Below are 12,975 nucleotides of genomic sequence, written 5' to 3'. Positions count from 1 at the left end.
ACAAAGGAGGAATTTGAGATGGTTAATAGTTTGCAATCAACCACTACGTTACATAATGGTGTTAAGATGCCATGGTTTGGTCTAGGAGTTTTCTTGGTGGAAGAAGGAGAAGAAGTTTATAATTCCGTTAAGTGGGCACTGGAACATGGTTATAAGAGTATTGATACAGCAGCCGTTTATGGTAATGAAGAAGGTGTAGGTAAAGCAATCAAAGATTCTGGCATTCCTCGTGAAGAATTATTTATTACCTCTAAGCTTTGGAATGGGGATCAAGGCTACGAGGAAACAATCCAAGCATTGGAAACAAGCTTAGATAAATTAGGTCTGGAATATTTAGATTTATATTTAATTCATTGGCCAGTTCCAGAACAAAATAAATACAAAGAGTCTTGGAAGGCAATGGAGAAATTATATAATGATGGAAAAATCCGCGCAATTGGTGTAAGTAATTTTAAAGAGCATCATATAGAAGATTTGATGAATAATGCACAAGTAACACCGATGGTAAATCAAGTTGAATATCACCCGCACCTACAACAACGTAATTTGCATGAATTCTGCAAAAAACATAATATTCAGCTAGAGGCATGGTCTCCACTGAAACAAGGAAAACTTTTGGCTGACCCAACATTAACTGATATTGCAAAACGCCATGGTAAATCGACAGCACAAGTTATTTTGCGTTGGGATTTACAACAAGAGGTTGTGACCATTCCGAAATCAGTGAAACAGCATCGTATTCATGATAATGCAGATGTTTTTGACTTTGCATTAACAGAAGAGGAAATGAAGTTAATTCACGATATGAATAAGGATGAACGTGTTGGTCCTGATCCAGACACATTTAACAAGAGATAAAAACTGATAAAATAGTTAAGCAAGAACCCGTTTCTAATAAAATGAATCGGGTTCTTGCTTTTACGTAAGTAATTTAATTTTAGGAGTCTTTTGAGGAGATAAATCAGATGAAAACCATTTTTTACTCTCGAACGTTATAAATTTGACTAAAACACTTGCAATCCAAGTCGAACATGCTTTATCGTAAATAATAGATTGATAAAGTGAGACTTCCATCAGTGATTGTAATCCACCTACTGATGGTTAGCGAAACTTATCAAGAAGTTAGCGTCTGATTCCCCCCATTGAAGTAGGGATCTTACGGACGGTTAACGCTGTGATAAACATCTAGGAGGATGCAAGATGGCATTTGTAATAACAGCACCATGTGAAACAGAAAAATCTGGCGAATGCACAACAGTGTGTCCAGTAGACTGTATAGTCGAAGGCCCAGATCAATTTTATATAGATCCGGATATTTGTATCGATTGTGGAGCATGTAAATCAGTGTGCCCCGTAGATGCAATTGAAGAGGAGTATGATCTTACTCCAGAGCAAGAATTCTATCTAGAAAAAGCAGAAGCCTTTTTCGGAAATGACTAAAACGAGGGGCTGAGACAGAAGCCTTGATTTACGACAAAACACGAACATCAAGTTCGTGTTTTTGTTCATTGGATAAGTATTTCTGTTCCTTGGAAAAATATAATTCTTCCTAGGATAAATGAATATATCCAAGGAAGAGCATGAGATATCCAAGGAACAAAACGGGATATCCAAGGAAGAGCGGTACTCGATTCTGATTTTTTGAATGTTCGGTTATCAGTATATTTTTTATGTTTTGTCCCATCCTTTTTATTTTCTAAGTGAAAAGTCTTGAAAATCAAGATAAACAACAAATTTAAAGAGAGCGAGCAAAGATTTGTTGAATAAATCAAAATAAACAACAAATCAAGCGAAAGTACGCCATGATTTGTTGTTTATAAGTATCTTTATTTACTTGAAATTGGTTGTTGCATCAAAGAAGTATGTTTTACTCTGGATAAAATCAGGAGGCCGATAATAGCTCCTGTAACACTACTTACTAGAAAGCCTGGTAAAAAAGCTAAAGCACCGACAGAAGTCCCCATTAAAATTTTTGCAAATGGAACGGATAGTAATGCACCTATCACACCGGTACCAATTATCTCTCCGACACCAGCCAAGGTTCTTTTTTTCGTCCATCGATACAGATAGCCAGCAAGTAAAGCTCCTACCATGCCACCTGGATAGGCAAGTAATGTCCCTATTCCTAATAAATTTCGTAAAAGTCCGATAGTAAAAGCGATGATTACAGCAGGAATGGGACCAAGAGTAACAGCAGCCATCACATTAACCGCATGCTGCACAGGATTTGCTTTGGCAATTCCGGTTGGGAACCATAGAAATTGCGAACCTAATGTACCAATCGCAATAAAAACGGCCATCGTTGTTAATAATAAAGTACGATTCATGCAAACTTCCTCCTCTTTAGAATAGAAGTGCATCACTATCCTGAAATAAATAAATAGCCAGATTCCGAATAAGAACCTGGCTATACCATGCAAAAAGTTTAGCTACTTCCCTCCGCTGGTACCAACCAGATCAGGTTCTTAGGGTTAAAAAGCTTCATTATGCTTTTTTCTCAGCCCTTACTTAACAGGCACCCCTAGTAGTGATAACACTTATGTAATTATTAGCAAAACTTGGCTTGTCACCAATACTTTTGCGGAAGCCTTAGTTTTACATTATTATCAGCTAAAGCCATTTATAAATGATATTACAAAAAGATTGTATCAAAAACCTATTAATTGTCAAGATCTCATTATTTTGAATTTGAGATAAAGAAAAGTTTATAATAGAACTAACAATAAATTCAAGGAGGCAGCTTATGGAACTAAAAGGAATACACCACGTATCAGCAATTACAGCTACTGCTAAAGATAACTTTCATTTTTATACAGATATATTAGGAATGCGATTAGTTAAAAAAACGGTAAACCAGGATGATCCGAGTATGTATCATTTATTCTATGCAGATGAAATTGGACGACCTGGAACAGATTTAACCTTTTTTGAAATAACAAATGCGGGACATACGTATCCGGGTAATAATAGTATTTCTTATACCTCTTTACGTGTTGCCAGTGATGAGGCGTTACGCTTTTGGGAGGAACGTCTGGACGAATATGATATTGTCCATGACGGCATGGGAGAAAAATTCGGACGAAAAGTATTACCTTTTCAAGATCATGAAGGGCAGCGACTTGTTCTCGTATCTGACGAAAATAACAAAGGTGTAAATGCCGGTATTCCCTGGGAGCACAGTCCAGTGCCAAAGAAATATGGTATTACTGGTTTGGGTCCAGTTCGATTAACTGTTCCGGAATTAGCCACCACCGAAAGAGTTTTAACAGACGTACTCGGGTTTCATCATGCCGGTACTTATTCTAACCCGGAAGGAGAAACTGATATGCAAGTGTTTGAAACGGGTGAAGGCGGTACAGGTGCAGAGGTACATCTTGAAGTTCGTCCGGAATTGCAAAAGGAGCGCCCCGGAAGAGGTAGTGTACACCACGTTGCTTTTCGTGTAGCAGATTATCAAGAGCTCGAAAAGTGGCAAGAGAGAATTACCAGAGAAAGGTTGCCTAACTCCGGACTTGTCGATCGTTATTATTTTCAATCGCTATACTTTCGTGAGCCTAATGGTATTCTATTTGAACTAGCCACAGATGGACCAGGCTTTGACACAGATGAAAAAATCGAACATCTGGGAGAGAACATCGCCCTCCCACCATTCCTAGAAGAAAAACGAAACGAAATAGAAGCCAACCTCCATCCTTTAGAAACAGCTCAAAAAGATAGATAAACTACTTTGTATTCCAAGCTCACTCATCGATATGATTCAATGGTGAGCTTATATTTCTTATGCTATACTAGTTAACGGCTAGTTTAGAAGGGGGACCGTAACAATGACATTTTCACCAAAAGCAGTTTGTTTAGATATGGATGGCACACTACTAAATAACCACAATCAATTAACGAAAAACACACTCGACACCATTCAACATATCAGAAAAAAAGGGATTCGAGTTTTTATCGTGACAGGCCGTTCCTATAACGAAGTGTTTGATTCAGCACCAGATGGCTTAGAATTGGATGGATTTGTTACCGCAAATGGAATGATTACATATGTTAATGGAGAAAAGTTATTAGAGCATAGCTTATCCACAGAACTTGTGGATAAAGTGGTACAATCAGCTAGATCAAATCAGATTTATTATGAAGTGCATCCCAATGATGGGGAAAGACTCTCTCTCAAAGAGGATCAAGTGTATATCGAGTCAATGATCAGTGGGGAGAAGCCAGATGAAGTAGGGATTAATGAATGGTTGGAAAGACAAGCTGCGATCGAGCGTGAAATTCGCTGGCATGACTCTTTACCCGACCAAAAATATGCAAAAATATTCTGTTTTTCTAAAGATCATAAAAAAATGAAAGCATGGATAGAAGAACTGGAAAAAATGAAAAAGGAAACCAATTTTACCACTTCATCGTCCTCACATCATAATGTGGAAGTGATGGTAGAAGGAGTAAATAAAGCAACAGGAATTGAAACGTTACTGAAGCATTATCAAATTAATCCACAAGATACCATGGCAATTGGGGACAGTAACAACGATATACCGATGATGAAATATGTAGGTTATCCGGTGGCTATGTTTAATGCTACGGATCAAATTAAAGCGTTAGTAAAGGAAATCACAGAGTATACAAATGACAAAGAAGGCGTCTATCATTATTTAGAGAACTACTTTAAGAGGCTGGGACAGAACTAAATAGGGAGAACGAGAATCCGAACAATCTGAACTTAGCGTAGGCAAAATACGCAGACTCCTGTGGGAACTCACACAGTTAGCTGAAGCCGTGCCCACGGAAAGCGAAGTATTTTGCCGAAGCCGTACATTTGCTCAGGCATTAATGTTCGGATTTTTCCTGTTTAATTACTCTTTTGTCCCAACCTCTTTTTCATTCTCATTCGTTAAAAAGTGTTCTTACTAAATTTTATAATCTTTTTCTTTGAGGCGTAGTATTATTTAATTTGCAAAAAGTCTTTCTCCCTAATTTTTGTTTATATTTGTTTTGTTCTGTGATAAAATGGAAACCAACATAAGTAAAAACAAAACGATATAATGAATACGTTTACAAGGATGGGGAGGATATTCATGGCGCGTTATATGTTTATTATGGAGTGTAAGGAAGGTTCACAAGAGGAATATAAGAAAAGACATCAGGCTGTACACCCGGAATTATTGGAAGCATTAAAAGAAGTAGGCATTAGCAATTACAGTATTTTCATGGATGATACCAAGCTATACGCATACATGGAAGTGGATGATTACCATCGTGCAATGAAAGAACTGGAAAACAATCCAGCTAATCGTAAATGGCAGGCATTTATGAGTGATATTTTAGCAATGGATGAAAAAGGTGACCCGAAAATGTATTTAATTGATCAAGAAGTCTTTCATCTTGACTAAACAGTTGAATTTTAGTCAAGATTTCCCTATAGTCAGTAATAGAAAGGTTTGAAGAACGAGAAGGTAGGAGAATTAGATGTTAGTTGCAGAAAGACATCAGCGAATCGTAGAAGTAGTCAATCAGAAGAAAAGTATCAGAGTTTCCGAGCTTGCAAACCTCTTTTCTGTGACGGATGAAACGATTCGGCGAGATTTAGAAAAATTAGAAAAGGAAAAGAAATTAGCCCGCAGTCACGGGGGTGCAGTCAGTATAGCTTCGTCTCAGGATGGGCCGGAAATACCTTTTCAAGAACGAGAAGTAATGTATGTAGACGAGAAAAAAGAAATTGCCCAGGAAGTCGTAAAACATATTGTGGAAACGGATAAAATCTTACTGGATGCCAGTACAACAGCTTGGTATGTGGCAAAGGACGTACCAAATATACCTGTTACCGTTTTGACGAATTCTGTTAATGTTGTGTTGGAATTAAGTAAAAAAAATCAAATTACTGTGATTTCAACTGGGGGTACGTTGCTAGCAAAGTCCCTATCCTATGTTGGACCTTTAGCGGAACGTTCTCTAGATTTATATCATGTAAATAAAGCATTTCTGTCTTGCAAAGGAATTCACTTTGAAAGAGGGATTAGCGAGTCAAATGAACAACAAGCTCGAGTGAGACAAAAAATGATTGAAATAGCGGACACCACCTATATTTTGGCTGATCATCATAAATTTCATTTTCAGGCGTTTGCTCATGTTGCGCCTTTAACAAAGGTAGAACGGATCATTACGGATAGTAATGCATCGGATCAGGATGTGGACAGTCTACAAGAAATCGGCTTAGAGGTTATAAAAGCACTTCGTTAATGATATGATTAGCGAAGTGTTTTTTCTATCAGGCTTGTAGAACCAAACTAAGATAGCTACCAGGTGTTATCATAATTTGTGCTTTTTTCCTCCAAAGACTAGTAGTGAAATGATTATATAAATGGACTGGCAAAGCATATAATTTATAAAAATTGTATAATTCTAATTAATTAAGCTGAAAAACTAGATAAATACTGTTTTTTCGTTTACCTTTAAACTAACAAACTTTTTTAAAATATAAACGTTCACGGAGGGATGAATTTTGTTAGAACTATCCATTAGCGATCCTGAAAAATTAAGTAAAGTAACTCATGCATTATCATCAAAAGTGCGCTTGAAAATGATTAATTTACTAAATAAAGGAAATATGAATGTGCATCAACTATCGGATGCGTTGCAAATTCCTGTTTCAACTACTGCCTCTCATGTGCGAGTTTTAGAAGAAGCCAATCTAATACAAACAGAGCTGAGACCAGCAAGTAGAGGGGCTATGAAGGTGTGCACTAGAAATTTTGATGACATTCATATTCTTTTAAATAGTCCCCATAAATCTTCTGAAAATGACTTAAAGAATTATGAATTGGAAATGCCTATTGGACAATATGTTGACTTTCAGGTTGCTCCTACATGTGGCATGGCAAATCAGGAGAAATTCTTAATTCCTGAGGATGAACCCGTGTATTTTTATAGCCCTGAACGAATACAAGCACAACTTATTTGGACAAGAAAAGGATTTCTTGAGTATAAATTTCCTATTGTCATTGCTCCTGATGCAACAATAAAAGAAATGAAGTTCTCATTAGAAATTTGTTCAGAAGCACCTAACCATGATCACAATTGGCCATCTGATATCACTGTTTGGGTCAATGATGTTGATATAGGAACTTGGACGAGCCCCGGAGATTATGGAGATCGTCCAGGTAAATTAAATCCGAAGTATTGGGCAGAAACGACAAGTACTCAATATGGTACATTAAAGGTTTGGAAAATATCAAATGAAAATACAATGATAGATGATTTTCAGCTTTCAAATGTAACATTGAATGATGTAAATGTACTGAAAAAAGATTATGTAACATTTAAAATAGGAATAAAAGAAGACGCTGTTCATAAGGGTGGAATGAACATCTTCGGTAAAGAATTCGGAGACTTCCAGCAAGATATAAAATTGAATATAAAATTTGAATAATTTTAGTGATAATTCCCTCTCCTCTTTAAAGGAGGGTTTTATTTTTGTTTAAAAAACAATAAAAATGAATAAAAGTAAAAACATTGTAAATAATGGTTGACTTTCGTTGTATGAAAACGTATTCTATTACAAAATAAACAAAAAATAAGTATAAATACATATAATGTGTAACTAATGCCAGGCGTGATTGTAATAATTACCAAAATAAAATTCCACACAACAAACATAAGTATGCATTTGCCAAGGATATGAGTATAGAGGTCAGCCGATAATTTTAACAGAGTATGGGGGGTGCTTTTTATGACGACAGCGGCTGGGGCTATGGTAATCAAGTAGAAACCGAAGAAGAAATTCTAAAACGTTATCAGGACATTACAGATGCCATTAAAGCTACTCCATATATTTGTGGATATTGTTATACCCAAACAACAGATGTCCAACAAGAGATAAATGTGAATTATTGAAAGAAGTTAGAACACCAAAAATCTCATTAGATAAAATCAGAGCGGTGAATGAAGCAAAGTAATAAATGGAAAAATGGAGGGGTATTGATGAAAGAACAGAAGCCAAATATCATTTTAATACTTGCAGATGATCTGGGGTATTCAGACTTAGGTTGCTTTGGTAGTGAGATAGATACACCGAACATAGATCGACTTGCTTCAGGTGGCCTGCGATTTACGCAATTTTATAATTCTGCTCGCTGTTGTCCGAGTCGTGCATCATTATTAACTGGTCTTTATCCACACCAAGCAGGCGTTGGCGAAATGACTGAGGAACTAGAAACACCAGGATACCGTGGTTTCTTAACAGAACAGTGTGTCACTCTGGCTGAGGTACTAAAGGAAGAAGGATACCACACCTACCTGTCTGGGAAATGGCATGTAGGTAAGCAGGGCCCAATTAAAAAAGGTTTCGATGATTTTTATGGACTATTGGGTGGTTTCACAAGCTTTTGGGATAAAAAAGATTACGTACGCTTGCCTGAAGGTCGACCTGAACGTACGTATAAAGATGGTGAATTTTACGCAACGGATGCCATCACTGATCATGCCTTAGACTTTATCGAAGAATCTAGAAGGGATGATCATCCATACTTTCTATATTTATCTTATAATGCCCCGCACTTCCCTTTACAAGCACCAGAAGAAGAGATTGTAAAATATGAAGGAGTATACGAAAAGGGGTGGGATAAAATCCGTGAGGAACGTTTGCATCGAATGAAAGAATTGGAGATTATAGCTCAAGATACACCGTTAACCCCTAGAGCTGAATATTGGAACCGGGATAGAGACATACAAGGTGTTAATCCTGCATGGGATTCTCTCGATCTGGATCGAAAAAAAGATTTAGCGAAGAGAATGGCTATTTATGCTGCGATGGTTGATAGAATGGATCAAAATATTGGAAGAGTGATAAGTGATTTAGAAGAGAAGCAGGAATTAGACAACACATTGATTTTATTCTGTTCTGATAATGGGGCGTGTGCTGAATGGGATCCTTGGGGATTTGATAATTGGATAACTACATCAAATATATTACATCGAAAAGAAGATTTAAAGAAAATGGGTGGTCCTGATAGTTATCATAGCTATGGTTCTGGTTGGGCGAATGCCTGCAGTACTCCCCTTCGTTTATACAAACATTATGGTCATGAGGGTGGAATTAGTACTCCTTTAATTGCCCATTGGCCAGAGGTAATAGAACGTAAAGGAGAAATTGATCACAGACCAGGGCATTTTATCGATTTTATGACAACGTTTGTTGATATTACAGGGGCAGATTATCCAGAGGAATATAAAGGGCGTGAAATTCTTCCGATGGAGGGGGAAAGCTTGGTACCTGCGTTATTAGATGAATCACCTCAAGAAAGAACCCTTTGCTTTGAACACGAGCAACATTGTGGCGTTCGCCATGGTAAGTGGAAGTTGTCGAAGATTAAAGAAAGAGACTGGGAATTATATAATTTGGATAATGATAGAAGTGAAATGGTAAATTTAGCTGATCTATATCCAGAAATAGTAGAAGAATTAAAATTGGCATGGAAGGAATGGGCACAAAGAACAGATGTTATTCCCCGTCCCAAGCGTAAAGTAAAATAAATAAACTTATGTCGCATGCGATAAAACAACGTCAAAAGAAACAATAAATAAAATTGAATCAAATTAAATTAAATAGGTAGAAAAAACACTGAATAGGTATATAGAGTGACCCAATAATATGAGACAGGAAAAAACACCCCCAGAGTCGTATAAATTATTTATCGACATTTGGAGGTGTTTTTTGTTATGGGGAAGAAGGTGGTTTATCCTGAAGAAATCAAAAGAGAAGTAATACGCTTAAAACTATCTGGGGAACTAACGAATAAAGAGATTATGGAGAAGTTTGGTATTAAAAATAAGACACAAATCAATACTTGGATGAGATGGTATAGGAATGGCGAGGAGCACAGGTTAGCTCAACCAATTGGAAAACAATATGCATTCGGTAAAGGACCTGATGATGATAGTGAAATAAGTCAGTTAAGAAAAAAAGTGAAGTATTATGAAATGCGAGATGAATTGTCGGGAAAGTACCAAGAAATCGAAAGGAAGTGGTTCCAGAAGTATTCGTCGAAGTTGTAGAAGCTTATAAAGAACAATACACAATTACTACTATTTGTGAATGTTTCGAGATTCCAAAGTCAACTTATTATCGCTGGAAAAAGAGAGTTTCAGCTGAATTGCCTCTTCTACATCAGTTGGTTATAGATATTTGTCAAAGCCTTTCATTTAGAGTAGGACATCGAAACGTAAGAGGGATTCTCCAAAATGACCATAAGATAAAAGTAAATCGAAAGACCGTACAAAAGATCATGCAAAAATATAACCTTCAGTGTCAAGTCAAAGTGAAAAGAAGGGTTTATATTGCTGGGGAAAGCAAGTTTGTCGTCCCAAACCTTCTTAAACAGGATTTCAAGGCTGATCGCCCTAATCAAAAGTGGGTTACTGATATTACTTACTTACCATATGGAGAGAAAATGCTTTATTTATCAACCATTATGGACTTATATAATAACGAAATCATAGCCTATAAAGTTAGTGACACACAAGAGGTTAAGCTTGTTTTAGATACACTAGAAGCTGCATGTAAAGACAGAGAGACGTATGAAGTTATCTTACACAGTGATCAAGGAGCTCAATACACCTCTTACGACTTTCAAGAGCTGGCTAAAGAAAAAGGCATTACCACAAGCATGTCCCGAAAAGGAAACTGCTTTGATAATGCCGTAATCGAATCCTTCCACTCCTCGCTAAAGTCGGAAGAATTCAACACTCAAAATAGAGTGCACCTTACAAACTCTATTGTACTAGAAAAAGTGGAATCTTACATGTATTATTACAACTATATACGACCGTTTACAAAACTAAACTGCCACAGTCCTGTTGAATTCAGGACTATGGTAGCATAGGTGTTTTTTCTTGTCCCGTTTTACTGGGTCAGTTCAATATGCTTATTTAGTGTTTTTTTCACGGTGCTAATAGTCCGTAAAATCTCACTTCAAGGTTCAAGTATATCAAAGAAGTTAAGTGGGGGTAACGGACACTAACACCCTGATAAGTTTCGCTAACCCTCAGTGGGGGGACCCCCACTGAGGAAAGTCTCACTTAATCATCAAACGTAACAAATCAGTTGTATATAGAATCCCTATTACAAAGGATACATTTCTGGTAATAAAAGAAAGTTTCATGATTTTGACTTTCATAGTATAATGGTACTACGACTTAGATTATCGAATAAACAAAGTTATTAGTGTTTGGAGTGAGCGAAGTGCTCAGATATTTAAAAAGATGGAATACATTACGCAATCAATTATTGGTTGTTTATTTGTTTGTGATGTTTATTGTGTTATTTATTGTGAGTGCGATTACGTATATTTTAGTTGAAAATTTATTACAAAATAATGCGGAGGAACAAATAAGGCAAACAGCAATGGAGTCATCTGGCAGATACGATTCATTGTTTGAACAATTAAATATGGTAACGAAACAAGTGTTAACCAATGAAGAACTGCAGGATGTTCTATTACAGGAATCTAAAGGAGAGATTACTTCTTTTAATGACAGGCAATCTTTAATGAGTACGACGAATTTAATTCAAGCCAATGCAGATGGTATTTATTCGATTGAAATCTATAATAAAAACTTTCAACGTATAATTCCTATCGATACCACTTTATTGCTAGATCGTATCGATCCACATTGGATTATCCGGGCAAATGAAGCTGGCGGCAAGTTAATATGGTTTGGTGAAGATCCGTTAGATTATAATTATTTCTTGGTAGGCAGAAAAATTAATTTGATGGATGCCGATTTTAACTATGGTGGATACATCGTCGCAAGGATTAACCGAAACTATTTTCAATTAAATCCAAATCAGCAAGAAACAGAATCAAATGATTATTCTATATTAGTCGATAAACAGAATAACCCTATTGTCACGAATTATAATGGAGGCGCTTTAGAGGAAATTCTAGACACAGATAATGAAACGATTATCATTGATGATCAAGAATACATGCTGGTGAGAAATACATCAGACTTAACAGGCTGGACGATGCATATTTTGACACCTGTCAATCAATTGACATCTGGTATTTCTACTGTGCAAGCGGGTATTCTCATTGCTGGATTAATTGGATTATTGATCTTTTTTATTTTTTCATTCTTTCTATCGACCTTTATTACCAGACCTATTACGAGGCTTACAAAGACTATGAGACAAGCTGGTGAGGGAGTGTTAGCCCAAAACCCTGTAATAAACTCTACTAATGAAATTAATGAATTGAATCAAACGTATAACCAACTGGCAGAAGAGACCAATTATTTAGTTCAGATGGTATATGAAAAAGAAATTATTAAAAACAGAACAGAACTAAAAGCAATACAGGCCCAAATACATCCACACTTTCTTTTTAACACATTGGATGCATTATACTGGTCATTGGATGATAAGGAAGAAGAGGGATTAGCGAATGTTGTGCTGGCGATGTCAGAGTTATTCCGCTATACGATTACGAAGGAAAATGAGGATGAATGGGTGACCGTTAAGGAAGAATTAGATCATATTGAACGTTATATGAAGATAATGCGGATGCGATTTGGTGACCGTTTGAACTGGGAGAAAGATGTAGACTTTGACTGGTTACATGTCAAAATACCGAAGTTAATGATACAACCCATAGTCGAGAATGCGATTTTGCATGGTGCGGGAAATGTCATGGGTAACAGTCATATTACCGTTAGTATAGAAAAAGTACCAGATAAACAACGGATACGAATTGCGGTAAGTGATAATGGTCCAGGTATGAGTGGAGAAAAAATAGCTCAAGTAAAGAAACATATGGAAGGTAGTATCAGACAACAAAAGCAGCAAGGTTTGGCATTGCAAAATGTACAACAACGTTTGCGTTTGTTTTATGAAACAGAAGAGAGTCGGGACATTATTATTTTAAGTGAAGAAGGTAAAGGAACCATGGTTAGCTTTGAAATTCCAGTATAGGAGGG

11 protein-coding genes, 1 pseudogene and 1 riboswitch are annotated in these 12,975 nt (G+C 36.6%); of the genes and pseudogenes, 11 read left to right on the top strand and 1 reads right to left on the bottom strand.

Going from position 1 to position 12,975, the window contains the following annotated elements:
- The first annotated feature begins 18 nt into the window (after positions 1-18).
- Entirely contained in the window at positions 19-858 is an 840-nt protein-coding gene (locus GI584_RS21820) for an aldo/keto reductase (RefSeq protein WP_100358787.1), read from the top strand.
- A gap of 342 nt (positions 859-1,200) precedes the next feature.
- Positions 1,201-1,440 (top strand): ferredoxin family protein, encoded by a 240-nt coding sequence (locus tag GI584_RS21815; protein WP_153792615.1) that lies wholly within the window; start codon positions 1,201-1,203, stop codon positions 1,438-1,440.
- 386 nt (positions 1,441-1,826) lie between these two features.
- Here the strand turns inward: GI584_RS21815 and thiW are convergent, their stop codons facing one another.
- Positions 1,827-2,327 carry an energy coupling factor transporter S component ThiW gene (gene thiW, locus GI584_RS21810; protein WP_153792614.1) on the bottom strand — a complete coding sequence of 167 codons (501 nt, stop codon included), beginning with the start codon at positions 2,325-2,327 and terminating at the stop codon, positions 1,827-1,829.
- A gap of 90 nt (positions 2,328-2,417) precedes the next feature.
- A riboswitch (TPP riboswitch) is annotated at positions 2,418-2,533 on the bottom strand.
- Between the two features lie 210 nt (positions 2,534-2,743).
- On the opposite strand from thiW, the gene GI584_RS21805 reads away from it, so the two are divergent.
- The 9 genes and pseudogenes from GI584_RS21805 (at position 2,744) to GI584_RS21765 (ending at position 12,970) form a co-directional block, all read left to right on the top strand.
- The gene (locus GI584_RS21805; protein WP_100358790.1) at positions 2,744-3,721 is read left to right on the top strand and encodes a ring-cleaving dioxygenase; all 978 of its coding nucleotides are present in this window, start codon (positions 2,744-2,746) and stop codon (positions 3,719-3,721) included.
- 103 nt (positions 3,722-3,824) lie between these two features.
- Positions 3,825-4,691, top strand: coding sequence for a Cof-type HAD-IIB family hydrolase (locus tag GI584_RS21800; protein WP_153792613.1), 867 nt, complete (start codon positions 3,825-3,827; stop codon positions 4,689-4,691).
- A gap of 387 nt (positions 4,692-5,078) precedes the next feature.
- Positions 5,079-5,393, top strand: coding sequence for an L-rhamnose mutarotase (locus GI584_RS21795; protein WP_153792612.1), 315 nt, complete (start codon positions 5,079-5,081; stop codon positions 5,391-5,393).
- 76 nt (positions 5,394-5,469) lie between these two features.
- Positions 5,470-6,240 (top strand): DeoR/GlpR family DNA-binding transcription regulator, encoded by a 771-nt coding sequence (locus tag GI584_RS21790; protein ID WP_153792611.1) that lies wholly within the window; start codon positions 5,470-5,472, stop codon positions 6,238-6,240.
- Between the two features lie 262 nt (positions 6,241-6,502).
- A complete protein-coding gene (locus GI584_RS21785) occupies positions 6,503-7,429 on the top strand; it encodes an ArsR/SmtB family transcription factor (protein WP_100358794.1) in 927 nt (308 codons plus the stop codon).
- 203 nt (positions 7,430-7,632) lie between these two features.
- Positions 7,633-7,955 (top strand): annotated as a pseudogene (locus tag GI584_RS21780) (glycoside hydrolase family 2); the annotation flags it as partial.
- Between the two features lie 25 nt (positions 7,956-7,980).
- Positions 7,981-9,531, top strand: a complete 1,551-nt coding sequence (locus GI584_RS21775; protein ID WP_153792610.1) for an arylsulfatase — start codon at positions 7,981-7,983, stop codon at positions 9,529-9,531.
- Between the two features lie 186 nt (positions 9,532-9,717).
- A protein-coding gene (locus tag GI584_RS21770; RefSeq protein ID WP_153792609.1) for an IS3 family transposase occupies positions 9,718-10,880 on the top strand; the annotation gives its coding sequence in 2 pieces (ribosomal slippage) (positions 9,718-9,994 and positions 9,994-10,880; 1,164 coding nt in all).
- Between the two features lie 359 nt (positions 10,881-11,239).
- Complete coding sequence (locus GI584_RS21765) at positions 11,240-12,970, top strand: sensor histidine kinase (RefSeq protein WP_100358796.1); 1,731 nt, start codon at positions 11,240-11,242, stop codon at positions 12,968-12,970.
- Positions 12,971-12,975: the final 5 nt, after the last annotated feature.

The organism is Gracilibacillus salitolerans, from assembly GCF_009650095.1.
Classification (GTDB): Bacteria; Bacillota; Bacilli; order Bacillales; family Amphibacillaceae; genus Gracilibacillus; species Gracilibacillus salitolerans.
The sequence above is the reverse complement of the archived record's forward strand: the minus strand, read 5'-3'. Positions and strand labels throughout refer to the sequence as shown.

What these genes read in the sequence shown, in the direction of transcription:
- GI584_RS21820 (WP_100358787.1), top strand. Translation starts at nt 19, where the DNA reads ATGGTTAATAGTTTGCAATCAACCACTACGTTACATAATGGTGTTAAG.
- GI584_RS21805 (WP_100358790.1), top strand. Translation starts at nt 2,744, where the DNA reads ATGGAACTAAAAGGAATACACCACGTATCAGCAATTACAGCTACTGCT.
- GI584_RS21790 (WP_153792611.1), top strand. Translation starts at nt 5,470, where the DNA reads ATGTTAGTTGCAGAAAGACATCAGCGAATCGTAGAAGTAGTCAATCAG.
- GI584_RS21800 (WP_153792613.1), top strand. Translation starts at nt 3,825, where the DNA reads ATGACATTTTCACCAAAAGCAGTTTGTTTAGATATGGATGGCACACTA.
- GI584_RS21795 (WP_153792612.1), top strand. Translation starts at nt 5,079, where the DNA reads ATGGCGCGTTATATGTTTATTATGGAGTGTAAGGAAGGTTCACAAGAG.
- GI584_RS21775 (WP_153792610.1), top strand. Translation starts at nt 7,981, where the DNA reads ATGAAAGAACAGAAGCCAAATATCATTTTAATACTTGCAGATGATCTG.
- thiW (WP_153792614.1), bottom strand. Translation starts at nt 2,327, where the DNA reads ATGAATCGTACTTTATTATTAACAACGATGGCCGTTTTTATTGCGATT.
- GI584_RS21815 (WP_153792615.1), top strand. Translation starts at nt 1,201, where the DNA reads ATGGCATTTGTAATAACAGCACCATGTGAAACAGAAAAATCTGGCGAA.